At 64.4% G+C, this 23,663-nt stretch carries 21 protein-coding genes and 1 pseudogene; 17 read left to right on the forward strand and 5 right to left on the reverse strand.

Translation table 11 applies throughout. The features are described from left to right. Positions 1-36 precede the first annotated feature (36 nt). Positions 37-1,980, forward strand: coding sequence for a PAS domain-containing sensor histidine kinase (locus tag XH83_RS08325; protein ID WP_246776490.1), 1,944 nt, complete (start codon positions 37-39; stop codon positions 1,978-1,980). Positions 1,981-2,028: 48 nt separating this feature from the next. Here XH83_RS08325 and XH83_RS08330 read toward each other — a convergent pair whose 3' ends face one another. Then, complete coding sequence (locus tag XH83_RS08330; protein WP_194406536.1) at positions 2,029-2,670, reverse strand: OmpA family protein; 642 nt, start codon at positions 2,668-2,670, stop codon at positions 2,029-2,031. Between the two features lie 275 nt (positions 2,671-2,945). On the opposite strand from XH83_RS08330, the gene XH83_RS39615 reads away from it, so the two are divergent. The 3 genes from XH83_RS39615 (at position 2,946) to XH83_RS08340 (ending at position 4,661) form a co-directional block, all read left to right on the forward strand. Beyond that, the gene (locus XH83_RS39615) at positions 2,946-3,125 is read left to right on the forward strand and encodes a hypothetical protein (RefSeq protein ID WP_210347000.1); all 180 of its coding nucleotides are present in this window, start codon (positions 2,946-2,948) and stop codon (positions 3,123-3,125) included. Further along, complete coding sequence (locus XH83_RS08335) at positions 3,126-3,380, forward strand: hypothetical protein (RefSeq protein WP_063196637.1); 255 nt, start codon at positions 3,126-3,128, stop codon at positions 3,378-3,380. A gap of 114 nt (positions 3,381-3,494) precedes the next feature. Further along, positions 3,495-4,661, forward strand: coding sequence for a winged helix-turn-helix domain-containing protein (locus XH83_RS08340; RefSeq protein ID WP_194406537.1), 1,167 nt, complete (start codon positions 3,495-3,497; stop codon positions 4,659-4,661). An 85-nt stretch (positions 4,662-4,746) separates the two neighbouring features. Here the strand turns inward: XH83_RS08340 and XH83_RS08345 are convergent. Further along, a pseudogene (locus XH83_RS08345) lies at positions 4,747-5,174 on the reverse strand (DUF2809 domain-containing protein). A 76-nt stretch (positions 5,175-5,250) separates the two neighbouring features. On the opposite strand from XH83_RS08345, the gene XH83_RS08350 reads away from it, so the two are divergent. The 11 genes from XH83_RS08350 (at position 5,251) to XH83_RS08400 (ending at position 20,361) form a co-directional block, all read left to right on the forward strand. After that, a complete protein-coding gene (locus XH83_RS08350; RefSeq protein WP_194406538.1) occupies positions 5,251-6,591 on the forward strand; it encodes an MFS transporter in 1,341 nt (446 codons plus the stop codon). Between the two features lie 220 nt (positions 6,592-6,811). After that, positions 6,812-7,918, forward strand: a complete 1,107-nt coding sequence (locus XH83_RS08355) for an efflux RND transporter periplasmic adaptor subunit (protein WP_194406539.1) — start codon at positions 6,812-6,814, stop codon at positions 7,916-7,918. Positions 7,919-8,133: 215 nt separating this feature from the next. Continuing rightward, positions 8,134-11,271, forward strand: a complete 3,138-nt coding sequence (locus XH83_RS08360; RefSeq protein WP_194406540.1) for an efflux RND transporter permease subunit — start codon at positions 8,134-8,136, stop codon at positions 11,269-11,271. A gap of 33 nt (positions 11,272-11,304) precedes the next feature. Further along, a complete protein-coding gene (locus XH83_RS08365; protein ID WP_194406541.1) occupies positions 11,305-11,904 on the forward strand; it encodes a TetR/AcrR family transcriptional regulator in 600 nt (199 codons plus the stop codon). Positions 11,905-12,035: 131 nt separating this feature from the next. Continuing rightward, complete coding sequence (locus XH83_RS08370; RefSeq protein WP_194406542.1) at positions 12,036-12,659, forward strand: flavin reductase family protein; 624 nt, start codon at positions 12,036-12,038, stop codon at positions 12,657-12,659. Positions 12,660-12,975: 316 nt separating this feature from the next. Next, complete coding sequence (locus XH83_RS08375) at positions 12,976-15,243, forward strand: acyl-CoA dehydrogenase (RefSeq protein ID WP_194406543.1); 2,268 nt, start codon at positions 12,976-12,978, stop codon at positions 15,241-15,243. Beyond that, positions 15,243-16,526: an acetyl-CoA C-acetyltransferase gene (locus XH83_RS08380; RefSeq protein ID WP_194406544.1), complete on the forward strand. Its 1,284-nt coding sequence runs from the start codon at positions 15,243-15,245 to the stop codon at positions 16,524-16,526. The genes XH83_RS08375 and XH83_RS08380 overlap by 1 nt, the downstream gene beginning before the upstream one ends. Positions 16,527-16,528: 2 nt before the next feature. Continuing rightward, positions 16,529-18,625, forward strand: a complete 2,097-nt coding sequence (locus XH83_RS08385; protein WP_194406545.1) for a 3-hydroxyacyl-CoA dehydrogenase NAD-binding domain-containing protein — start codon at positions 16,529-16,531, stop codon at positions 18,623-18,625. Positions 18,626-18,680: 55 nt separating this feature from the next. Beyond that, positions 18,681-19,433 (forward strand): fatty acid desaturase CarF family protein, encoded by a 753-nt coding sequence (locus XH83_RS08390; RefSeq protein ID WP_194406546.1) that lies wholly within the window; start codon positions 18,681-18,683, stop codon positions 19,431-19,433. Positions 19,434-19,513: 80 nt separating this feature from the next. Next, the gene (locus tag XH83_RS08395; RefSeq protein ID WP_194406547.1) at positions 19,514-19,945 is read left to right on the forward strand and encodes an acyl-CoA thioesterase; all 432 of its coding nucleotides are present in this window, start codon (positions 19,514-19,516) and stop codon (positions 19,943-19,945) included. Between the two features lie 224 nt (positions 19,946-20,169). After that, a complete protein-coding gene (locus tag XH83_RS08400) occupies positions 20,170-20,361 on the forward strand; it encodes a hypothetical protein (protein WP_018645288.1) in 192 nt (63 codons plus the stop codon). 222 nt (positions 20,362-20,583) lie between these two features. On the opposite strand, the gene XH83_RS08405 is transcribed toward XH83_RS08400, so the two are convergent. After that, on the reverse strand, positions 20,584-21,033 hold the full coding sequence (locus XH83_RS08405; RefSeq protein ID WP_246776440.1) for a nuclear transport factor 2 family protein: 450 nt from the start codon (positions 21,031-21,033) through the stop codon (positions 20,584-20,586). Positions 21,034-21,187: 154 nt separating this feature from the next. Between XH83_RS08405 and XH83_RS08410 the strand changes: the two genes are divergently transcribed. After that, positions 21,188-21,862 carry an HAD family phosphatase gene (locus XH83_RS08410; RefSeq protein WP_194406549.1) on the forward strand — a complete coding sequence of 225 codons (675 nt, stop codon included), beginning with the start codon at positions 21,188-21,190 and terminating at the stop codon, positions 21,860-21,862. Positions 21,863-21,954: 92 nt separating this feature from the next. Continuing rightward, positions 21,955-22,800, forward strand: coding sequence for a DeoR/GlpR family DNA-binding transcription regulator (locus tag XH83_RS08415; protein WP_194406550.1), 846 nt, complete (start codon positions 21,955-21,957; stop codon positions 22,798-22,800). A 2-nt stretch (positions 22,801-22,802) separates the two neighbouring features. Here XH83_RS08415 and XH83_RS08420 read toward each other — a convergent pair whose 3' ends face one another. Both XH83_RS08420 and XH83_RS08425 read right to left on the reverse strand, forming a co-directional pair. Further along, positions 22,803-23,219 carry a type II toxin-antitoxin system VapC family toxin gene (locus XH83_RS08420; RefSeq protein ID WP_194406551.1) on the reverse strand — a complete coding sequence of 139 codons (417 nt, stop codon included), beginning with the start codon at positions 23,217-23,219 and terminating at the stop codon, positions 22,803-22,805. Then, entirely contained in the window at positions 23,219-23,470 is a 252-nt protein-coding gene (locus tag XH83_RS08425; RefSeq protein WP_194406552.1) for a type II toxin-antitoxin system prevent-host-death family antitoxin, read from the reverse strand. The genes XH83_RS08420 and XH83_RS08425 overlap by 1 nt, the downstream gene beginning before the upstream one ends. Between the last annotated feature and the right edge of the window lie 193 nt (positions 23,471-23,663).

The following is a 23,663-nucleotide window of genomic DNA, read 5'->3' on the forward strand; positions in this document are numbered from 1 at the left end:
CCGTCATCCTCGGGTCTGAGGAGCCTTCGGGTGAGCATGGAGGATCGCATCGCCAGTCCGGACCAGTCCAACGCTGATTGGCTGCGGGCCGTCGTCGACACCGCAGTGGACGGCGTGATCCTGATCGATGCGCGCGGCGGCGTGCTGATGTTCAATCCGGCCTGCGAGAAGCTGTTCGGCTATGCCGCCGAGGAAGTCATCGGGCGGAACGTCAAGGTTCTGATGCCGTCGTCCTACCGCGACGCCCACGACGGATATCTTCACAATTACCACGTCAGCGGCGAACGCAAGATCATCGGCATCGGCCGCGAAGTGGTAGGCCGGCGCAAGGACGGCTCGACCTTTCTGATGCATTTGTCGGTGGGCGAGAGCAGGCAGGCCGCGGGCGATTCGATCTTCGTCGGCATCATTCACGATCTCACCGAGCGCGAGCGGGTCGAGCGCGAGCTGCGCGAGAGCGCTGCGCGGCTGCGCGCGGTGGTCGACACCGCCGTCGACGGCGTGATCCTGATCGATTCGGACGGCATCATCCTGAAATTCAATCCGGCCTGCGAAAGGCTGTTCAAATACGAGGCCGACGAGGTGCTCGGACACAATGTCCGGATGCTGATGCCCGAGCCCTACCGGTCCGAGCATGACGGCTACATCCGCAATTTCATCGCGACCGGCGACAAGAAGATCATCGGCATCGGCCGCGAGGTGCTGGGCCGGCGCAAGGACGGCACGACCTTCCCGATGGACCTTTCGGTCGGCGAGGCCCAGCAGGACGGCTCGTCCATCTTCGTCGGCATGATCCACGATCTCAGCGACCGCAAGCGCACCGAGGCCCAACTGATCCAGGCGCAGAAGATGGAGGCGGTCGGACAGTTGTCCGGCGGCATCGCCCACGACTTCAACAATCTCCTCACCGTGATCGTCGGCAATGCCGAATATCTCGCCGAGCAATTGGTGCCGCGCGGGGACCTGAAGCGCCTTGCCGACGACATCTGCAGCGCCGGCGAACGCGGCGCCGAGCTGACGCAACGCCTGCTCGCCTTCAGCCGCAAGCAGCTGCTGCGGCCGGTCGAGACCGAATGCAACAAGCTCGTCGAGTCCATGTACATGCTGTTGCGGCGAACGCTGCGCGAGGACATCGAGATCGCCACGCAGGCCGATCCTGCGCTCCGGCAGGCCTTTGCCGATCCGGCGCAGCTCGAGGCGGCGGTCCTCAACCTCGCGCTGAATGCCCAGGATGCGATGGCGTCAGGCGGACGCCTGACCATCTCGGCGGCGAATGCATCGCTCGATGCCGGTGATCACAATGCGCATCCCGATGTCGGGCCGGGCGAATATGTCGTGATCGCTGTGACCGACACCGGCACCGGCATGCCGAAGCGGGTGCTGGAACGCGCGTTCGAACCCTTCTTCACCACCAAGGAGGTCGGCAAAGGCAGCGGGCTCGGGCTCAGCATGGTGTATGGCTTCGTCAAGCAATCCAACGGCCACGTGACGATCTACAGCGAGCCGGGCCTGGGAACGACGGTGCGGATCTATCTTCCGGCCGTGTTGAGCAAGTCGCAGGGCGCGCCGCTGGCGGTCGAGAAGGAGGTGGCACAGAGCGGTTCGGAAATCGTGCTGGTCGTCGAGGACGATCCGTTCGTCCGCTCCTATGCGGTGATGAGCCTGGAGAGCCTGGGCTACAAGGTGATTTCCGCCGTCGACGGCAAGGGAGCCCTGCAGACGCTTGCCGTAACGCCGCATGTCGACCTGCTCTTCACCGACGTCGTCATGCCCGGGGGCGTCAACGGATGGGAACTCGCGGGTCTCGCCCGGAAGGAGAGGCCCGAGCTGCACGTATTGCTGACCTCGGGTTACGCCCTCGAAACGCTGGCCGCGAACGGCCACGTCCGGCAGGGCGCCCTGATCCTGGAGAAGCCTTACCGCAAGGCCGAGCTCGCGCGGCTGGTCCGGGAGGCGCTCGCCGGAGCGGTGCCGGTCTGAGCGACGGTCCGCCTGCCGGAGGGCCGGCAGGCGATGGTCGTCATCAGATCATTTCGACGCGGTCTTGGTGTCCATGTTCACGACCTGGACGCGGCGGTTGATCGGGTCGGCGCCGTTGGCGGTATCCTTCAGCTTGGTCTCGCCATAGCCGACGGTGACAAGATCGGTGCCGTTGAGGCCGTAGTTCTGCACCAGGTACTTCTTGATGGTGTCGGCGCGCCGTTCGGACAGGCCTTGATTGTAGGCCTCGCCGCCGGTCGCATCGGTGTGGCCGGCGACCACGAAGGTCGAGCCCTTGAGCGCCGGATCGGACAGAGCCTTGCCCAGCGCCTGCACCGAGGGCACCGACGTCTTGGCAATATCGGCCGAGTTGTAGTCGAACTGGATTTCCAGGTCGATTTTCGGCTTGGTCGCGGCGAGCTCGGCGATCTGCTCACGCTCGCCCGTCGAGAGCGAGCGGGTCGAGCGGTTGCGCACGGTATTCAGGAAGGTCGCTTCCTTGGCCTGCACGGCCGTGTCAGCCTGCGGACCGACGGACAGGCCGCGGGTTGCCGGCTTCGGCTTCAGTGCATCCAGGATCTGGCCAGTGGTGACATTGCTGTCGCCGGCCAGAGCCAGGCCCGCCGTCATCGACAGCGCGGCGGAGAGAGTTATCGCCTTCAGTCCAAAGAACTTATCAAAACGGGTCATTGTCGTATCCTCGCTGTTACGCCTGATAGCGATTTGATGCTGCGAGCATAGGTCCGGTTCAAAGGGCCCGATGTGATCTTGGTCACGGGTGACGACACCGCGTCAAAGCCTGTTCTCGTGTATTTTCCGGCGTTCGGGCGGTGAACGGGCACGTTTTGCAGCCGTTCCGGGAGCGGAGCCGTTCGTCCCAATAGAAGTGGTCGCATTCTCTCCGGGATAGGTTCACGCGGCGCCGGGCCCGATGTGATTGAAATCACCTTGCGATGCGCAGGCTCTTGGACCGCGTCGTCGCGCGGTCCGGTCGTGAGCAGGAAATCGGCCCGGTGCGCGCCCTGACCTTCCGCTTTCGCACCGCAGCAAGAAAATTATCTTCTCCGCGAAACGTCAGCGCGCGAGAATACGTAATTGCGAAGGCCGGCATGACGCCGGTTTCGTTTTACGGAGGAGACTTTTAGATGAAGATCTTGCTCACGGCCGCCGCCTTTGTCGCGTTCACCCTTTCGCTGTCCCCCGCGTCCGCCGCGATGATGGCGTGCACCAAGGACAACATGATGAAGTCCGCCGCGATGATGGGGGGCACGCCCGACACACCGGCCAAGATGGCGTCGAACAAGGAAATGGCCATGGCCAACACCGACATGAGCAATGGCAAGATGAAGAGCGCCTGCATGCACTACATGAAGTCGCAGAAGGCCATGATGGCGAAGTAGGCCTCGGCGACATCGAACAGCCGCGCTGTCAGCAGATGGCAGCGCGGCTTTTTCTTTGTCGGTTCTGGCCCACTGCTTTCTCCCGGCGCGAATCCCGCTACATTGCGTTCTGCAATGTCACGCACGCCCAAACCCCATCCCCTCACGACGAAACAGGCCCGGCAGATCTGGCTGCACGCCCAGCGGCTGGATGAGCGCGCCCCGTTCGGCGAGGGAGCGCAGGCCGTTGCGGACGCGGTCGCTCATCTCGGCTATGTGCAGATCGACACCATCAACGTCATCGAGCGCTGCCATCATCATATCCTGTTCAGCCGGATCCCGTCCTATCGCCGCGCCGATCTGCGTCATGCCCAGACCGTCGACCGAAGCGTGTTCGAATATTGGACGCATGCGCTCGCTTACGTGCCGACCGGCGACTTCCGCATATTCCTGCCGGCGATGCGCGAGCATCAGCGCGAGGGGCACAAATGGTTCGCTTCGGTAAAGCCGGCCGACACGCGCAAGGTGATGCGGCTGGTGCGAGCCAATCCGCTGACGATCCGCGACATCGAGGATGACGTGCTCACCGAGAAGGAGCATTTGTGGCAGAGCCGCAAGCCTTCGAAGCGGGCGCTACAGCTCGCCTTCTATACCGGCGCCGTCACCATCAGCGAGCGACAGGGCATGCTCAAGACCTATGAGCTGATGACGCGCCATTTCGGCTGGGACAAGCTGCCGAGGCCGGCCTCGGCCAGGGAGATCACGGCCTATCTGCTCGATCGCGCATTGCGCTCGCAAGGTGTGGTGAGTCTCGATTCCATCTGCCATCTCGATGCGCCGCGCAAGAAGGCGGTGGCCGGACTGATCGCCTCGCGCGTACGCCGCGGCGAGCTCGTGCCTGTTGCGATCGACGGCGCCGGCAAGCAGGAGCATTGGGCGGCGCCGGCCGCGCTCGAGGGGAATGGTGAGATGGTCTCGCCAGACCTCGTCCACATCCTCTCGCCGTTCGATCCCCTTATCATCCAGCGCAAGCGCACCAATCTCATCTTCGGCTACAACCATCTGTTCGAGGCCTATGTGCCGAAGGCCAAGCGCAAGCTCGGTTATTTCGCGCTGCCCGTGCTGGTCGGCGACGAGATCGTCGCCGCGCTCGATCTGAAGACCGATCGGCAGGCCAGGAAGCTCTTGATGCAGAAATGGACCTGGGTCGGGCAGGGCAAGAAGACGGCGGGGCGCAAGGCGCTCAAGCAGGGCATCGAGGAAGAGCTCGATCGCTTCGAACGGTTTCAGCTGGCGGAGTAGCTGCGACTTCGTAGGGCGGATTAGCCGAAGGCGTCATCCGCCACGGCCGTCGCGACGAAGAGAAGATGAGGCGGATTACGCTCCGCTAATCCGCCCTACGCCTTTCGGCGAACCGATCGATCCACACGCCGAATGCAATCGCCATCCCATACGCCACCACATTCCACAGCGAGAAGATTCGCCCCAGGAGCAGCGCGCCGGCCGTCGTCAGCCGGAATGCGTCGAGCCATGGCGTGTGCACCAGCCGGGAGAATTCCACGACGATGGCGATGATGGCCGCGACGGCTGCAATCTGCGTCCGCGTGAGTCGCGGCAGCAAAGCTCCGCCAGCAGAAACACCATCGTGGCCCACAAGAGCGAGCCGCCATACTTCACCACGAAAGCGGGCAGGCCGAGTGGAAAGCCGTACCAGCGCAAGGCCAGTCCGCAGGCGATGACGATCAATGCGAGAGCCGCGCGGATCAGCGATGTCCGGAGCGGCGCAATGGCTTGATCCGGCTGCGTCCCATGCATTGCTCGCTCCATTGACTCTTCGCCCGCTATGCTGAAAACCGCACACCAGCCCACAAAAGCAACAAAAGGGGAAGCCATGAGCCAGACCACCATCGATGCCGGTTCCGCCGGCGGCGCCAACAACGCCAAGAGCGAAATCGAAACATCGACGATCCGCGCCATCTCCTGGCGCCTGATTCCCTTCCTGGTGCTGGCCTACTTCTTCTCCTATCTCGACCGCGTCAATCTCGGCTTCGCCGCGCTGACCATGAATGCCGAGCTGAAGTTCACCCCGCTGATCTTCTCCTGGGGCGCCGGCATCTTCTTCATCGGCTATTTCATCTTCGAGGTGCCGAGCAATCTGGCGCTGGAGAAATTCGGAGCCAGCCGCTGGATCGCCCGCATCATGGTGACCTGGGGCATCATCTCCGCCCTGATGGCGGTGGTCAGCGGCGTGACGAGCTTTTACGTCCTGCGCTTCCTGCTCGGTGTCGCCGAAGCCGGATTCTTCCCCGGCATCATCCTCTATCTCACCTATTGGTATCCGGCCGAATATCGCGCCCGCTTCCTGGCGGCCTTCGCCATCGCGGTGCCGGTCTCGACCGTGATCGGTGCGCCGATCTCCGGCCTCTTGCTCGGGCTCGACGGCATGATGGGCCTGAAGGGTTGGCAGTGGCTGTTCATCATCGAGGGTATCCCCTCCGTGCTGCTCGGCATCGTCACCTGGTTCTATCTCACCGACAAACCGGAGAAGGCGGACTGGCTCTCGGCCGAGCAGAAGGCCTGGCTCAAGGCGAAGCTCGATTCGGAAATCGCGGCCAAGCAGGCCGTGAAGCATGTCTCGCTCGGCGAAGCGCTGTCCTCGCCGAAGGTGATCGCGCTCAGCCTGATCTATTTCGGCTTCGTCGGGGCGCTCTATGGCATGCAGTTCTGGCTGCCGCAGATCGTCAAGGCGTTCGGGCTGACCAACGCGCAGACCGGCTTCGTCACCGCGATCCCGTATCTGTTCGGCACCGTCGCCATGATCCTGTGGGCGCGGCACTCCGATGCCACGCGCGAGCGCGTCATGCATGTCGGTACGCCGCTGCTGCTCACCGCCGTCGCGCTCGCCGTCTCCAGCTACCTCACCGATCCCACCATGACGATGGTGGTGCTGACAGTGGCCGCGATCGGCGTGTTCTGCTGCTTCGGCGTGTTCTGGACCCTGCCGACCGCCTGGCTCTCCGGTACCGCCGCCGCCGGCGGCATCGCCCTTATCAACTCGATCGGCAACCTCGCCGGCTTCGGCGGGCCGTATCTGATCGGCTGGGTCAAGGAGGCGACGGGACAGACCTCGACCGGTCTCCTGGTGCTCGCCGTGCTGCCTCTTCTCGCCGGCATCCTGGTGTTCATCGGCGGCCACGAGACCAAGCACGAGTTCGCCGGGCAGGGGCGGTAGAGCGCACCGTCCAAGCTACCGGCTAATCTGCGTCGGCGTTTCCCTGTGAGCCAGCCAATCCCGAAAACACCAACATAGCGCGGTTGAGGCGCTACAGGTCGTCATCATTAAGTCGTCCCACTCCCCTTAACGATCACGCATTCCTGATGACTGACGATTATTGACTTTTATCAGTGATTAGTTGACATTCCTCTCATTCGAGCTGCAGGAGTGTCCTTCGATGTTCGTCCGGTCGGTTTTGTCGAGCTATTCCAGGCTGTTGGCAGGCGTGTCGCTGGCTCTGATGGCCGCGGCCCTGGCTGGGTGCAATGATACCGTCGCTGAGAAGGCCGAGCCGCCGCGGCCGGTTCTGGTCGCAACCGCGCATTATGATGCCGAGACCCCGGAACGCAGTTTCGTCGGCACCGTCAGGCCCCGGATCGAGAGCGATCTCGGCTTCCGCGTCGCCGGCAAGGTCGCCAAGCGCCTCGTCGAAGTCGGCCAGACCGTCGAAATCGGCCAGCCGCTCGCGACCCTCGATGAAGTCGATCTGAAGCTGCAGGCCGAGCAGGCGCTGGCCGAGCAGACCGCCGCGACCGGTGTGCTGGCCCAGGCCGCCGCCGCCGAGCAGCGCGCCAAGGATCTGAAGGCCAAGGGTTGGACCACGGATGCGCAGATGGATTCGAGCCGCGCCGCTGCGGACGAAGCCCGCGCGCGCCTGAACCGCGCCGAGCGCGCGCTCGAGCTGAGCAAGAACTCCCTTTCCTACGCGACGCTTGCTGCCGACGCCCGGGGCGTCGTCACCGCAACGCTGATCGAGCCCGGCCAGGTGGTCGCCGCGGGCCAGGCTTCGATCCGTGTCGCCCGCTTTGCCGAGAAGGAAGCGGTCGTCGCGATCCCTGAGACGCTGGTTGGACGCGCCAAGTCGGGCGTCGCCAGCGTCACTCTTTGGTCCGAGCCGGACAAGAAATATGCGGCCAAGCTGCGCGAGATCGCGCCGACGGCCGATCCGGCCACGCGCACCTATCTTGCGAAATTCTCGCTGCCCGAGGCCGACGACAAGGTTGCGCTCGGCATGACCGCGACGCTGACGCTGTCGGACGCTGCGACCGAGCGTGTCGCGCGACTGCCGCTGTCGGCGCTGTTCAACGAGGGCGGCAAGCCGTCCTTCTACGTCGTCGACGACAACGGCGCGCTCACCTTGAAGCCGGTGACGGTGAAGTCCTACGAGAGCAACGATGTGCTCATCACCAGCGGCGTGGATGAGGGCGCCAAGATCGTTGCCCTCGGTGTGCAGAAGCTTGATCCGGGCCAGCGGGTGCGGGTCGTGTCGTCACTGTCGTTTTAACTTTCGTCATTCCGGGCGATGCGCCCCGGAGTGACAAGAGAATGAGTTACGTCGTGTGAGGTGAGTTTCGGCCTTTGTCCCTAAGCAAAGGCTGAAGCGGCGAAGCGATCCAGAACCTGCCCAGCCCCCTGGATTGCTTCGCTGCCTCGCGACGACGGAATGAACAGAGTGGCTGTCGTGTCTTTGGCAACTGGATCGTCTTTTCGGAGAGAGCGATGAAGCGCTTCAACCTTTCGGCCTGGGCCGTCAGCCATCCGACGCTGGTTCTCTTCCTCATGATCATTCTCGGCGTCGCCGGATTCTTCTCCTATGAGAAGCTCGGCCGGGCCGAGGATCCGTTCTTCACGGTGAAGGTGGTCAACGTCTCCGTGATCTGGCCGGGCGCGACCGCGCAGGAGATGCAGACGCAGGTCGCCGATCCCATCGAGAAGAAGATCCAGGAGCTGCCCTATTTCGAGAAGGTGCAGACCTATTCCAAGCCCGCCTTCACCGCGCTCCAGGTGACCTTCCGCGACTCGACGCCGCCGAAGGACGTGCCTTATCTCTTCTATCTCTTGCGCAAGAAGCTGGTCGACGTGCAGGGCCAGCTGCCGTCGGGCATTCTCGGACCCGTCGTCAACGACGAGTTTTCCGACGTCGATTCCATCCTGTACATGATGACCGGCGACGGTGCCGACTACGCCCAGCTCAAGAAGGTTTCGGAAGGCTTCCGTCAGCGCCTGCTCAAGGTGCCCGGTGTGACCAAGGTCGACGTCTACGGCAACCAGGACGAGCGCATCTTCGTCGAGTTCAGCCACGCCAAGCTCGCCACCCTCGGCATCACGCCGCAGGCGCTGTTCGATTCGCTCGCCAAGCAGAACAACGTGACCCCCGCCGGCACGGTCGAGACCTCCGCGCAGCGCGTGCCGCTGCGTGTCACCGGCGCGCTCGACGGTGCCAAGGCCGTCGCCGAAACGCCGGTCGAGAGCAACGGTCGCGTGTTCCGCTTGGCGGATATCGCCACCGTCACCCACGGCTATGTCGATCCGCCGAGCTTCGTCGTCCGCCAGGAAGGCAAGGCCGCGATCGGAATCGGCGTCGTCACCGCCAAGGGCGCCAACATCCTCGAGCTCGGCAAGGAGGTCGAGAAGGCGACGGCCGACTTCATGAAGGCGGTGCCGCAGGGCATCGACGTCAAGCTGATCGCCGACCAGCCCAAGGTGGTCGAGCACGCCGTCGGCGAGTTCGTGCACTCCTTCATGGAAGCGCTCGTCATCGTGCTGTTCGTCTCGTTCCTGGCGCTGGGCTGGCGCACCGGCATCGTGGTCGCGCTGTCGGTGCCTTTGGTGCTCGGCATCGTCTTCGTCGTCATGAACATGATGTCGCTCGACCTGCACCGCATCACGCTCGGCGCGCTGATCATCGCGCTCGGCCTGCTTGTCGACGACGCCATCATCGCGGTCGAGATGATGGTGGTTAAGATGGAGCAGGGCTGGGACCGCATGCGTGCGGCGTCGTTTGCCTGGGAATCAACTGCGTTTCCGATGCTCACGGGAACGCTGGTCACGGCCGCTGGCTTCCTCCCCATCGGCTTTGCCAATTCCGCGGTCGGCGAATATGCCGGCAGCATCTTCTGGATCGTGGCGATCGCGCTGGTCGCCTCCTGGTTCGTGGCGGTGATCTTCACGCCCTATATCGGCGTCAAGCTGCTGCCGGAGATGAAGGTGCACCACAACCACGATCCGCACGCGGTCTACGAGACCCGAATGTACCGCGGCCTGCGCGCCATCGTGCAATGGTGCGTCAACCACCGCATCACCGTGGTGGCCGCGACCGTCGGCGTCTTCGTCGCCTCGATCGTCGGGTTCGGCCATGTCCAGCAGCAATTCTTCCCGCTGTCGGAGCGGCCCGAGCTGTTCTTCCAGCTGCGCCTGCCCGAGGGCACCGCCTTCAACGTCACCGAAAAGGCGGTGAAGAAGGCCGAGACGCTGCTGAAGGACGACAAGGACATCGAGACCTATACGTCCTATGTCGGCCAGGGCTCGCCGCGCTTCTGGCTCGGCCTCAATCCGCAGCTGCCGAACGAGGCCTTTGCCGAGATCGTCATCGTGGCCAAGGGCGTCGAGGCGCGCGAGCGCATCAAGGCCAAGATCGAGAACGCGGCTGCCGAGGGCTTCCTGTCCGAGGCGCGCGTGCGCGTCGATCGCTTCAATTTCGGTCCCCCCGTCGGCTTCCCCGTGCAGTTCCGCGTGATCGGCCCCGACGCCAACACGGTGCGCGAGATCGCCTATCAGGTCCGCGACGTCATGCGGCAGAACAAGAGCGTCAAGGATGTCCAGCTCGATTGGAACGAGCAGTCGCCCTACCTCAAGCTCGTCGTCGATCAGGACCGTGCCCGCGCCATGGGCCTGACGCCGCAGGACGTCTCACAGGCGCTCGCGATGCTGATCTCGGGCTCGCAGGTCACGACCGTGCGCGACGGCATCGAAAAGGTCGGCGTGGTCGCCCGTGCGGTCTCGTCCGAGCGCCTCGACCTCGGCGGCGTCGGCGACCTCACCATCACCTCGCGCAATGGCGTTGCCGTGCCGCTGCAGCAGATCGCCAAGATCGAGTATGCGCACGAGGAGCCGATCATGTGGCGGCGCAACCGCGACATGGCGATCACCGTGCGCTCCGACGTCGTCGACGGCGTGCAGGCGCCCGACGTCACTAACCAGATCACGCCGAAGCTGAAGGCGATCAAGGACCACCTCGAGCCGGCCTACCGTATCGAGGCGGGCGGCGCGTTCGAGGAATCCGCCAAGGGCAACGCCTCGATCTTCATCCTCTTCCCGGTGATGGTCATGGTGATGCTGACGCTGCTGATGATCCAGCTGCAGAGCTTCTCGCGCCTGATCCTGGTGTTCCTGACCGCGCCGCTCGGCATCGTCGGCGCCTCGCTCGGCCTCAACGTCGCCAATGCCCCGTTCGGCTTCGTGGCGCTGCTCGGCCTGATCGCGCTCGCTGGCATGATCATGCGCAACACGGTCATCCTGGTCGACCAGATCGAGACCGACGTCTCCCACGGCTTGACCCGGCGCGAGGCGATCGTGGAAGCCACCGTCCGCCGCGCCCGTCCGGTGGTGTTGACGGCGCTCGCCGCCATTCTCGCCATGATCCCGCTGTCCCGATCGGCCTTCTGGGGTCCGATGGCGATCACCATCATGGGTGGCTTGTTCGTCGCGACATTCCTAACGCTGCTGTACCTGCCGGGCCTCTATGCGCTGTGGTTCAGGAAGAGCCTGGACGAGGCCGGTACGCCGGAACAGCCTGCCGCGCCGCAGCATGGGAGCGATGACCCCCACGCAATTCCGCTTGCTGAAGCGGCTGAATAAATGAGAAGACTGCTGACGAACGAGTCCTGATCGATGGCCCTTATTTCGGAACATATCGAAGGCGACACCCGGGATCGTATCCTCGAGGTGGCCGAACGGCTGTTCCGCCAGATCGGCTACCAGAAGACCACGGTCGGCGACATCGCCAAGGAGCTCAGGATGAGCCCCGCCAATGTGTATCGCTTCTTTGAATCGAAGAAGGCGATCCATCAGGCGGTGGCCCGCTCGCTCATGGGCGAGGTGGAGCTCGAAGCGCAGCGGATCGTGGCAAGGCCGGGGCCCGTGCTGGACCGCTTCCGCGAGCTCCTCACCACCATCCATCGCATGAACACCGAGCGCTATGTCGGCGACAACAAGCTGCATGAGATGGTCGAGATCGCGATGCAGGAGGATTGGGACGTCTGCGTCAACCACATGGAATGCGTCGCCGGAATGGTCGGCCAGATGATCGCGCAAGGCGTTGCCACCGGTGAGTTCGAGGCGCCCGATCTGCAACTGGCCGCGCTCTGCTCGTGCACCGCGATGATGCGCTTCTTCCACCCCCAGATGATCGCCCAGTGCGCCACCAAGCCGGGCCCGAACATCGACCAGATGATCGATTTCGTCATCGCGGGTCTGTCGCCGCGGCACTGACAGGCGGGACGTTTCTCCCTATAACGGCTGCCGTCATTCCGGGTCGCGCGCAGCGCGAAGCCGGAATCTCGAGATTCCGGGTTCGATGCTTCGCATCGCCCCGGAATGACGGATAGCGGAGAAGCAAGCGCGTGACCGACAAAGACCTGTATTTCTACGAGCCCTCCAAGGGCCACGGCCTCAAGCATGATCCCTTCAACGCCATCATCGCGCCGCGGCCGATCGGCTGGATCTCCTCCCGTGACGCCAAGGGCCACGTCAACCTCGCGCCTTACAGCTTCTTCAACGCCTTCTGCTACGTGCCGCCGATCATCGGCTTCTCCTCCACCAACTGGAAGGACACGGTGGAGAACATCCAGCAGACCGGCGAATTCGTCTGGAATCTCGCCACGATGGACCTTGCCAAGCACATGAATGCGACCGCCGCGCATGTCGCGCCCGAGGTCGACGAGTTCGAGGTCGCGGGCCTCACCGCGGTGCCCGGCAAGCTCGTCAACGTGCCGCGCGTCGGCGAGAGCCCGGTCGCCTTCGAATGCAAGGTGTCCGACATCATCCGGCTCAAGGGCGCCGACGGCAAGGAGGCCGACGCTTGGCTGACGCTGGGTGAGGTCGTCGCGGTCCACATCGACAAGGCCATGATCAAGGACGGCGTCTACCAGACCGCCGCCGCCCGCCCGATCGTCCGCGCCGGCCGCCGCGGCGATTATTTCGAGATCAAGCCCGAAAACATGTTCGAGATGGTGCGGCCGGATTAAGGCCGCCGCTTCGCTCTCCACGCCGTCATTCCGGGGCGCGTCGTCTGGCGCGAGCCCGGAATCCATTTATCGACAAACATTGCGGCGCGATGGATTCTCAGGTGCGCAATTGCGCACCAGAGCTCACGCTTCGCGTGCCCCGGAACGACGTGGGGAGACATCTAGCCCCATTCCCCTCCCGGAACTGCCCGCGCACCCTGGCCGTTATGGTCCGGGGGCCCGCCCGGCCGCGTCAATTTTGCAGGCGAGATGTTCGCCTCCGCCAGCCAGTTTCCGCTAAAATGCCCGATAACCGCGCCGATGCACGAGGTCAGCCATGAGCTTCCGCCGCGACAACATCACGAAGCCGATCTTCTCCTGGGCGCGCGGCGTGCTGCCGGCGATGTCCGACACCGAGCGTGAGGCGCTGGAGGCGGGCGACGTCTGGTGGGACGCCGATCTCTTCACCGGCAATCCCGACTGGTCGAAGCTGCTGAAAATTGCGCCAGCCAAATTGACCGAGGAGGAGCGGGCTTTCCTCAACGGGCCCGTCGACGAGCTCTGCGCCATGCTCGACGAGTGGAAGATCTTTTGGGAATGGCGCGACCTGCCGCAGGACGTCTGGCACTTCGTCAAGCGCGAGAAATTCTTCGGCATGATCATTCCGAAGGAATTCGGCGGTCTCGGCTTCTCGCCCTACGCCCATTCGGAAGTGGTGCGCAAGATCTCGACCCGCTCGATCGCGGCCGCCGTCACCGTGATGGTGCCGAACTCGCTCGGCCCCGGCGAGCTCCTGATGCGCTTCGGCACAAAGGAGCAGCAGGAACGCTGGCTGCCGCGCCTCGCCGATGGCCGCGACATTCCTTGCTTCGGCCTCACCAGCCCGGAAGCCGGCTCCGATGCCGCCTCGATGGTCGACAGCGGCGTCATCTGCAAGGGAGAGTTCGACGGCCGCGAGGTCATCGGGCTGAGGCTCAACTGGCACAAGCGCTACATCACGCTCGGGCCCGTCGCGACGCTGCTCGGCCTTGCCTTCAAGGCCTATGATCCCGAGCATCTCGTCGGCGATCAGGAAGAGCTCGGCATTACCGTGGCGCTGATCCCGACCGATCTGCCCGGCGTCGAAATCGGCCACCGCCATCTGCCGTCGATGCAGGTGTTCCAGAACGGGCCCAACCGGGGACGTGACGTCTTTATCCCCCTGGATTACGTCATCGGCGGGAAGGAGCGGCTGGGGCAGGGCTGGAAGATGCTGATGACCGCACTTGCCGCCGGCCGCGGCATCTCGCTGCCGTCACTCTCTGCCGCGGGGGCCGCTTACGCGGCGCGCACCACCGGCGCTTATGCCCGTATCCGCGAGCAGTTCGGCATCTCCATCTCGAAATTCGAAGGCGTGGAAGAGCCGCTCGCGCGCATCGTGGCGACCGCTTACCAGCTCGATGCGGCGCGCCGGCTGACCTGCGCGGCGCTGAATGCCGGGGTGCATCCCGCCGTCATCTCCGGCATCATGAAGCTGCACGCGACCGAGCGGATGCGCACCGCGATCGACGACGCCATGGACATCCACGGCGGCAAGGCCGTGATCGACGGTCCGCAAAATTATCTCGGCAATCTGCACCGCGCCGTGCCGGTCGGGATCACGGTCGAAGGTGCCAACATCCTGACGCGCAATCTCATCGTGTTCGGGCAGGGGGCGATCCGCGCGCATCCTTATCTGATCGACGAGATGAACGCGCTCGCGGACACCGATCGCGAGCGTGGGCTGACTGCATTCGACAAGGCGTTCTGGAAACATGTCGGGCATAGTTTCCAGACGCTATTCCGTGCCTTCGGTCGAAGCTGGACTTTTGGCGCCTTCGCGATGGCGCCTGACGCCGGCGACGCCACGCCGTTCTACCGCCAGCTCTCGCGCTATTCGGCGGCCTTTGCGCTCTGCGCCGACATGGCGCTCCTGACGCTCGGCGGCGCGCTCAAGCGCAAGGAGATGCTGTCGGCGCGCTTCGGTGACATCCTGTCCGAGCTGTATCTGCTCTCCGCCGCGCTGAAGCGCTGGCAGGACGAAGGTCGGCAGAAGGAGGACTTTGCCGCGCTGGAATGGTGCATGGCGAGCGGCTTCAGGACGATCGAGAACCGGCTCGCCGAAATCCTCGCCAACCTGCCGAACCGCTTCGTCGCCGGCTTCCTCAAGCTCGTCGTCCAGCCGTTCGGCGCGCGCGTGCTCGGCCCGTCCGACCGCGTCGTGCACCAATGCGCTGCCATCGTGCTGGAGCCGTCGGCGGCGCGCGAGCGCCTGACGCCGGATCTGGCCCATGTCGACGACGACGGCGGCTTTGCCCGGCTGGAGCGTGCGTTCAAGCTGGTCGTGGGCACCGATGCGATCGCCAAGCGCATGCGCGCGGCGCATATCCGCGACTGGAAGGAAGCCGTCACCAAGGGTGTCATCACGCAGGCCGAGGGCGAGCAACTGGCCGCTGCTCATAGCGCCGTCACCGAAGTGATCGAGGTCGACGATTTTGCGCCGGAAGCGCTGTCGCCGATTTACAAGAAAACCGTCAATGTGCATCAGTTCTTCCAGGAACTCGGTGACCAGAGGGCGGCGAGCTGATGGCACGACCGGTATTCATCGTCGACGGCAGCCGGACGCCGTTTCTGAAGGCGCGTTCGGGCCCCGGCCCGTTCACGCCGGTCGATCTCGCCGTGCAATGCGGCCGGCCGCTACTGGCGCGCCAGCCGTTTTCGCCCGACAGCTTCGACCAGGTCATCCTCGGCTGCGTCAACGTGATCGCGGACGAGATGAATCCGGCCCGCGTCGCGGCGCTCCGGCTCGGCATGGGCGAGGACATGGTCGCCTTCACGGTGCAGATCAATTGCGGTTCGGGCATGCAGTCGATCGACACGGCCTACCGCTATATCCGTGAAGGCCATGCCGACATGATCCTTGCCGGCGGCTCCGAGGCGCTGAGCCACGCGCCGCTGGTCTGGCCGAATTCCGGCGTGCGCTGGTTCGCCGGCCTCGCCACCGCCAAGGGCGTGGCCGCCAAGCTCGCCGCGGCTTTCAAGCTGCGCCCGCGCGATCTCAAGCCGATCATCGGCCTCGAGCGCGGGCTGACCGATCCCGTCACCGACCTCAACATGGGCCAGACTGCCGAGGTCGTCGGCCATCTCTTCGGGATCACGCGCGCGCAGTCCGACGCCTATGCTGCCGAGAGCCATCGCCGGCTCGCGCACGCGCAAGGCGCGGGATATCTCAAGGGCGAGGTCGAAACTGCGTTCTCGCGCGATGGCAAGTTCTTCGACCATGACGACGGCGTGCGGCCGGATTCCACGGCGGAGACGCTGGCAAAGCTGAAGCCGGTGTTCGAGCGCCCCTGGGGCCAGGTCACCGCCGGCAATTCCTCGCAGATCACCGACGGCGCCTCCTGGGTGATCCTCGCCTCCGATGCCGCGGTCGCCAAGTACAAGCTCACGCCGAAAGCCGCGATCGTCGACAGTCACTGGGCCGCGCTCGACCCTGCTATCATGGGGCTCGGTCCGGTGATGTCGGCAACACCACTGCTCCAGCGCAACGGCCTTACCATCAAGGATGTCGAGACCTGGGAGCTGAACGAGGCTTTCGCCACCCAGGTGCTGGGCTGTCTCGCGGCCTGGAACGACGACAAATTCTGCCGTGAGATCCTTGGTCTCGACGGCGCGGCCGGCGAGATCGACCGTGACAAGCTCAACGTCGATGGCGGGGCGATTTCGCTGGGCCATCCCGTCGGCACCTCCGGCAACCGTATCGTGCTGCATCTCGTCAATGCGATGAAGCGGCTCGGCACGCGGCGGGGCGTCGCCACCGAATGCATCGGTGGCGGGCTCGGCGGCGCCATGCTGATCGAGGCGGTGTGACCATGGATTCCAAGATCATGACCGCGCTCGGCGACCGCGTCCTGGAACTGGGGCCCAAGCCCGCGCCGGACAGTCCGTACAAGCATTTCAAGCTCACCCGCGATGAAGACGGCGTCGCCTGGCTGCTGTTCGACCGCGCCGATGCCAGCGCCAATACGCTCTCGTCCGACGTGATGGAGGAGTTCGACGCCGCGCTCGCGGCGATCGAGACCGAGCGTCCGGCCGGCCTCGTGATCCGCTCCGCAAAGCCGTCCGGCTTCATCGCGGGCGCCGACGTCAACGAATTCCGCGGCGCGTCCGACCCGGAGGTGGTGGAGACCCGTATCCGGGCCGCGCATGCGGTGGTCGATCATCTCGAAGCGCTCAAATTGCCGACGGTCGCGGTCATCCACGGCTTCTGTCTCGGCGGCGGGCTCGAGGTTGCGCTGGCCTGCCAGTCGCGCGTCGCCGTCGACGGCGCGCGCTTCGGCTTCCCGGAGGTGATGCTCGGCCTGCATCCCGGTCTCGGCGGCACCGCGCGGCTTACCGCGCTGGTCAACCCGACCCAGTCGATGGCCTTGATGCTGACCGGCCGCACCATCGATGCGCGACGGGCCAAGGCGATCGGCCTCGTCGATACCGTCACGCAGGAGCGCCATGTCCGGGGCGCGGTGAAGGATGCGCTGTTCGGCCGGATGAAGCGGGCGCGCGCTGGCTTCCTGACTCACGCGACGAACTTCGGCCCGGTCCGCGGGCTGCTCGCAAAGCGCATGCGCTCGGAGGCGGCGAAGGCCGCGTCTCGCGAGCACTATCCCGCACCCTATGCGCTGATCGACCTCTGGGAAACCCATGGCGGCGGCAAGGCCGCGATGCTGAAGGCGGAGCAGGCGTCCTTCGCCAAGCTGATGGTGACGCCGACCGCGCAGAATCTGATCCGCGTCTTCTTCCTGCGCGAGCAGATGAAGAAGGCGGCAGGCTCCGGCAACTCGATCAAGCATGTCCACGTCATCGGCGCGGGCGCCATGGGCGGCGATATCGCGGCTTGGATAGCCGGGCAGGGCTTTCGCGTCTCGCTCGCCGACATGAAGGCCGAGCCGATCGCGGGCGCGGTGAAGCGCGCCGCCGAGCTCTACGGCAAGATCATCCGCAAGCCGGCCGAGGTGCGCGACGCGCTCGATCGCCTCATCCCCGACATGGACGGGGAGGGGGTGCGCAACGCCGATCTCATCATCGAGGCGGTCCCGGAAAAGCTCGAGCTCAAGCAGAAGGTCTATGCCGGGATCGAGCCGCGCATGAAGCCGGGCGCGATCCTTGCGACCAACACGTCGAGCATTCCGCTGCAAGATTTGCGCACTACGCTCGCGCGGCCGGAGCGCCTGGTCGGCCTGCATTTCTTCAATCCGGTATCGCGGCTGCAATTGGTCGAGGTCGTCAGCCACGACGGCAACGACGCGCAGACGCTGAAGGACGCACTTGCTTTCGTCGGTGCGATCGACCGTCTGCCATTGTCTGTGAAGAGCTCGCCCGGCTTCCTCGTCAACCGCGCGCTGACGCCCTACATGCTGGAAGCCATGGTGATGCTGGACGAGAAGATCGACCAGCGCCTGATCGACGCCGCAGCCGAGCAGTTCGGCATGCCGATGGGGCCGATCGAGCTCGCCGACCAGGTCGGGCTCGACATCTGCCTCGACGTCGGGGACATGCTGCGGACGAAGTTCGGCGACCTGCTGCCGCCGACGCCCGCCTGGCTGCGCGACAAGGTCGCCAGGGGCGAGCTCGGCCGCAAGACCGGCAAGGGCTTCTACACCTGGAAGGACGGCAAGGCAGAGAAGGCGCCGCTCCCCGAGACCGGTCCGCGCGTCACCGACCAGATGATCGACCGCCTGGTGCTGCCAATGTCCAACGTCTGCGTTGCGGCGCTTCGCGAAGGCATCGTCGCTGATGCCGATGCTGTCGACGGCGCCATGATCTTCGGCACCGATTATGCACCGTTCCGCGGCGGTCCGCTGAACTATGCGCGCACGCGCGGCGTGGAGAATGTCGTGTCCACCTTGCGCGGGCTCGCCGAGAGGTTCGGCGGACGTTTTGCGCCGGATGCGGGCTGGGACGGTTTGCGATAGGGAGCCGTCGGCAAAAGATGCTATCATGGGTGGTAGAGCCCAGGGAGCATCGCCGATGCCGACGATCCCGTTCTTCAAGCACGCGACCCCGCGCGAGATCATCATCACGCGGCTGTGCTGCGGGGCCGACGTCGTGGTGATCCTGTGTTGCGCAGGCTATCTCGTCGGGACTTATCCCGCGGCGGGATTGCGTTGGCCGTGGCTGATCGCGGCGCTCCTGGCCGGGTATTTCCTCGCTGACCTGTTTTCCGGGCTGGTGCATTGGGTGGTCGACACCTGGCTCGACGAGGGGATGCTCGGCCGCGGCATCGCGATCACGCGCGAGCATCACACCCATCCCGGCCACGTCCTGTTCTACGACTTCCTCGACCAGGCATCGCTCGGTGCGGCACCGAGCGCCGTAGTGGTCGGAATTGCGGCCGCCGTCACGGCGTCGTTTCCGGTTTCCACGTTCACTTATGCGCTGATGATCGTCTGGTTCGTGATCGCGATCTGCATGCTGTTTGGCATGAGCTTTCACAATCTCGCGCACTGGTCACACCGCCCGCCGCTCCTGCGCATCGCGCAACGGCTGCATCTGGTCTGCTCACCCGAGCATCATTGGCGTCATCACCATGACCACACCATCCGCTATTGTGTCATCAATGGATGGGCCAACTATCCCTGCGACCGTCTCCGGATTTGGAGCAGGCTGGAACGGCTGGTGACGGCGGTGACCGGACGCGCGCCGCGGGCTGACGATGCGGAGTGGCAACGCAGACTGAACGATGCCGGCGGCCTCGTTGGGGCGCCGTGGCCAATTGGATAGCGCAAGCTTGTCTCGTGTCGATGTTGCGCAAGGCGCCGCGGCTTTGTATCGAGAGCTGAGAGCCGCGGGAGACCAGCCATATGACCGATACGCAAATCCACGCCCCTGACAGCTCAGGCACCGGGCCAGGCGGCGATCTCTGTATCCGCACGCTGGCGATGCCTGCCGACACCAACGCCAATGGCGACATCTTCGGCGGCTGGCTGCTGAGCCAGATGGATGTCGGCGGCGGCGTGTTTGCGTCAAAGGTCGCGAAATCGCGGACCGTGACGGTCGCGATCGAGGCGATGAACTTTCGCAAAGCCGTCTATGTCGGCGATCTCGTGTCGGTCTACGCCAACATCGTGCGCGTGGGCCGCACCTCGCTCACCGTGCATCTGGAAGCGTGGGCGCTGCGTCGCGGGGAGGAGCATCCTTTCCTCGTCACCGACGGCAACTTCACCTACGTCTCGATCGACGAACACGGTCGCCCGCAGGCGGTTCGTCCGGCCGACGCAACCATCGCGACGTAACGACGTGCCTCATTGATATTGCATCGTCCGCTTCGTGAATGATGACCGATCACGTGTTCCTGCGTCGCGGCTTCGCCAAGAACCAGTCAAGAACCAGTCATAAAACGGATGAGGTCACGGCGTACTCAATTGCGTGTCGATTCGAGGTGGAAACGGCCTCAAATGCCCTGGGAACCTTTGGGCAGGAGCACCGTTATTTGCCCGCACTGAGGAATCCACGGACTATGCCGGACAGCTACATCATCGAAGTCGATTCGCAGACCGCAGGTATCGTCGTTCGTTCTTCCGGAGGCTACTGCTTCTTCGCCTCGTCCCACCGATTCAACCGTCTCGAAGGCCAGCTTTTCCGCAACGCGCGTGAAGCCGAGCGCGCCGCGCGCAAGCTGGTGAACGGAGATGTGAAGGAAGCGGCGTAAGCGCCCGCCGGTCGATCGGCCCGCGAAATGTGGGCGGAATTTTTTGCCGCCCTTGATACTGCCTTCCCCCTGCGGGAGAAGGTGGCGCGAAGCGCCAGATGAGGGGGTCTATCGGTGAATTCAAAACCTAAGAGACTAACTCGCTGAGGCAACCTCTCACCCGTCTCGCCGATGTCGCGGCGAGCCGCCCTCTCCCACAAGGGGAGAGGGGCAAGAGCGTCATCACAACTTCGTTGCAGCTCGCGACAGCAGCTTCCACTCGTCGCCTTGCTTCTGCCAGTTCATCAGGATGTGAAGATTGGTGGATACCTTCTTTCCGTCGGCCGCCATCTCCTGCTCGCCCAGCCAGTGGAAGCGCACGATCGCGGCGGGGCCGACGACCTTGATGGTCGGATCCTTGTACTCGATCGACAGGAATTTGGATTTGCCGTCGGTGGCGTTGGCAATGAACGTCGCCTTGTCCTCGACCTTGCCGCTGGAATGGCTGTAGCTGAGATCGTCCCAGCACAGCGCGCCGAGCGCCTTCGGGTCAGCCGCGATCTGGGCGAGACGGAAGGCCTCGACCTTCTTCGCCACCGCCTCTTCGTCTGCCGAGGCGGCGAGCGCCGGTGCGGTGAGCGCAAGCGCGGAGACGGCAAGAGTCGAAAGAGCAAGGTCGCGTCGGTTGATCATCGTTTCCTCCTTTTTGATCTTGCAAGGAGTGTTGCAGTCGCGCGCGACTTTGTCGAGTGCTGCATTGTCGTCATGTGGATGCGCCATTGCGCGCTCGAGCCCGTATTGATACGCCTTTCGCATTGATGCGCCGCGGTTTTGGGAAAGTAGGGAAATGATCGAAGCAATCGGCAGGGCATTGTTGTTCGACATCGACGGCACGCTCGCCAACACCGACCCGCTGCATCTCGAGGCCTTCAACCAGGTGCTCGGGCCCCGCGGCCATGTGTTCGACCACGCGCGCTTCTCCAGGGAGCTGCAAGGCTTCGCCAACGTATCGATCGGCGACCGCTTTCTGCCCGACGAAACGCCGGAGCGGCGCGCCGCGATCCTCGCCGAGAAGGAAGCGATCTTCCGTGACCTCGTGGCAGGGCAGATCGAACCGTTGCCGGGGCTGATGGCATTGCTCGACCGCGCAGACGCGGCCGGCGTTCCCATGGTTGCCGTGACCAATGCGCCGCGTCTCAACGCCGAGCTGCTGCTGTCGGGCCTCGGCATCACCGCGCGGTTCAAGGCGATCGTGATCGGCGACGAGCTGCCGCACGGCAAGCCGCATCCGCTGCCCTATCAGGAGGGGTTGCGCTTCGTCGGAGCCAGTGCGGCGGCTTCGGTTGCGTTCGAGGATTCCCGCTCCGGCGTGCAATCGGCCGCCGCCGCCGGCATTCCGACGATCGGAATCCGGACCAGCCTCAGCCACGCCGACCTTGTCGGTGCCGGCGCAATTGCCTCTGCGAGCGCGTTCGACGATCCGGACCTGCTCGTGCGCCTTGCCGCCGCGATGGCATGGTGAGCCCACCTCATCCGTTAACCGTGATCGAGGCGCGCATTGACCGCCGCTGCGAACCGCCGCACCATGCCGCTTCCTGATTTGAGGCCCTTGCCGTGACCGGACTGACCCATCGCCAAGCCGAAATCCTCAACATCGCGCGCGCCTCGGGCCGCGTCATGGTCGAGGAGCTCGCGCGCCGCTTCGAGGTCTCGGCGCAGACCATCCGAAAAGATCTCAACGACCTCTGCGAGCGGCGCTCGCTGACCCGCATCCATGGCGGCGCCATCATCGCCTCCGGCGTCGAGAACCTCGCCTATGAGGCGCGCCGCTTCGTCGCCGCCGACGAGAAGAAGGCGATCGGAGCTGCCGCCGCATCCCTGATCCCGAACGGGTGCTCGCTCTTCATCAATATCGGCACCACGACGGAGGAGGTCGCGAGCGCGCTCACCTCGCATGAGGATCTCCTCGTCATCACCAACAATCTCAACGTCGCGATGCTGCTCTACCGCCACCCCCGCATCGAGGTCGTGGTTGCCGGCGGCACGGTGCGGCGCGCCGACGGCGCCGTGGTCGGCTCGACCGCGACGCAGCTGATCGGCCAGTTCAAGGTCGACTACGCCATCATCGGCGCATCCGCGATCGACGAGGAGGGCGCGCTGCTCGACTTCGACTATCGCGAGGTGCAGGTCGCACAGGCCATCATCGCCAACGCCCGCAGCGTCATGCTGGTCGCCGATTCCACCAAGCTGCGTCGCAGCGCGCCGGTGCGCATCGCCCACATCACGCAGATCCAGACCTTCGTCACCGACCAGGAGCTTCCCGAGCGCCTCGCCACCATCTGCCACAGCAAGGGCATCGAGGTGATGGCGGCGATGCCGAAGGGCGCGGATATCGACGATGCGCCGGCAGATAGCCAGGATGCCGCACCGGAGGCCGCGCCGGTGGTGCGTCTGCGATAAGACTAGGCGTCGCCCCACGGATTGTGCAGCGCCACGCCAGTGGGTTCGAAATCCGCGACATTGCGCGTCACGACGGTCAAGCCGTGAACAAGCGCGGTCGCTGCAATCAGGGCATCGCGTTCAGCCCAAGGATTGGGAACGTGAAGTTGCGCGCAGCACTGCGCGACCGCCGTATCGATGGCCAGAATCCGCTCTTCGAAGCGGGCCAGGACGTAATCGTCGATCCAGGCTCGCAGGATAGCACCTTGAACTGCGTCTTTCCGCTCGATCAGTCGCGCCCCGAGTTCAATTTCAAGAATCGAGATGGCGGACATGAAGAAATGTGCCGCGGGCACTGCATTGGCCCAGGCGAGAACGTTGCGATCAGCCTTGTCCGGCCGCCTCAGTTCGGAAATGACATTGGTGTCCAGCAGAAACATCAGTCGAGATCGGCGGGCCTGGAGATGCCGCCCTCGATGCGAGGCGGATCGAAATCGAAGTCCGCGTTCCCCTGAGCCAGAGCTTCGGCGAGGCTCATATGCCCGCCGCTCAGGCGCAGATAGTCTTCGATGGTTAGCAGGACATGGGCCGGGCGGCCGCGATCCGTAATGAAGACCGGGCCCTGCCAGGCAGCCTTCTTGGCTCCGCCGGTATCCTGGTTGAATTCTCGGCTGGTCAGAGTCGTCACCATCGTCAGTGCGTCCTTCGCCGTAGCAATGTCTCCAGCCCAGAATATGTAGTTATGTTGCTACATTCAAGGCGGACGGTGGCGTTCGGGGTATGGCTTGGCCGTCTCTTGGGCAGTCTGCCGCCAAATTTGCCCGTTCTTCGGCCGATTTCTTCGGCTTATGGACGTGGAAAAAGTTCCGCTTTCGCTTCTTTTC

Source organism: Bradyrhizobium sp. CCBAU 53351 (assembly GCF_015291745.1).
Taxonomy (GTDB): Bacteria; Pseudomonadota; Alphaproteobacteria; order Rhizobiales; family Xanthobacteraceae; genus Bradyrhizobium.

Excerpts from the sequence above, each read along its gene's own strand:
- XH83_RS08325 (WP_246776490.1), top strand. The coding sequence starts at position 37 with ATGGAGGATCGCATCGCCAGTCCGGACCAGTCCAACGCTGATTGGCTG.
- XH83_RS08330 (WP_194406536.1), bottom strand. The coding sequence starts at position 2,670 with ATGACCCGTTTTGATAAGTTCTTTGGACTGAAGGCGATAACTCTCTCC.
- XH83_RS08335 (WP_063196637.1), top strand. The coding sequence starts at position 3,126 with ATGAAGATCTTGCTCACGGCCGCCGCCTTTGTCGCGTTCACCCTTTCG.
- XH83_RS08340 (WP_194406537.1), top strand. The coding sequence starts at position 3,495 with ATGTCACGCACGCCCAAACCCCATCCCCTCACGACGAAACAGGCCCGG.
- XH83_RS08350 (WP_194406538.1), top strand. The coding sequence starts at position 5,251 with ATGAGCCAGACCACCATCGATGCCGGTTCCGCCGGCGGCGCCAACAAC.
- XH83_RS08355 (WP_194406539.1), top strand. The coding sequence starts at position 6,812 with ATGTTCGTCCGGTCGGTTTTGTCGAGCTATTCCAGGCTGTTGGCAGGC.
- XH83_RS08360 (WP_194406540.1), top strand. The coding sequence starts at position 8,134 with ATGAAGCGCTTCAACCTTTCGGCCTGGGCCGTCAGCCATCCGACGCTG.
- XH83_RS08365 (WP_194406541.1), top strand. The coding sequence starts at position 11,305 with ATGGCCCTTATTTCGGAACATATCGAAGGCGACACCCGGGATCGTATC.
- XH83_RS08375 (WP_194406543.1), top strand. The coding sequence starts at position 12,976 with ATGAGCTTCCGCCGCGACAACATCACGAAGCCGATCTTCTCCTGGGCG.
- XH83_RS08380 (WP_194406544.1), top strand. The coding sequence starts at position 15,243 with ATGGCACGACCGGTATTCATCGTCGACGGCAGCCGGACGCCGTTTCTG.
- XH83_RS08385 (WP_194406545.1), top strand. The coding sequence starts at position 16,529 with ATGGATTCCAAGATCATGACCGCGCTCGGCGACCGCGTCCTGGAACTG.
- XH83_RS08390 (WP_194406546.1), top strand. The coding sequence starts at position 18,681 with ATGCCGACGATCCCGTTCTTCAAGCACGCGACCCCGCGCGAGATCATC.
- XH83_RS08395 (WP_194406547.1), top strand. The coding sequence starts at position 19,514 with ATGACCGATACGCAAATCCACGCCCCTGACAGCTCAGGCACCGGGCCA.
- XH83_RS08400 (WP_018645288.1), top strand. The coding sequence starts at position 20,170 with ATGCCGGACAGCTACATCATCGAAGTCGATTCGCAGACCGCAGGTATC.
- XH83_RS08405 (WP_246776440.1), bottom strand. The coding sequence starts at position 21,033 with ATGATCAACCGACGCGACCTTGCTCTTTCGACTCTTGCCGTCTCCGCG.
- XH83_RS08410 (WP_194406549.1), top strand. The coding sequence starts at position 21,188 with ATGATCGAAGCAATCGGCAGGGCATTGTTGTTCGACATCGACGGCACG.
- XH83_RS08420 (WP_194406551.1), bottom strand. The coding sequence starts at position 23,219 with ATGTTTCTGCTGGACACCAATGTCATTTCCGAACTGAGGCGGCCGGAC.
- XH83_RS08425 (WP_194406552.1), bottom strand. The coding sequence starts at position 23,470 with ATGGTGACGACTCTGACCAGCCGAGAATTCAACCAGGATACCGGCGGA.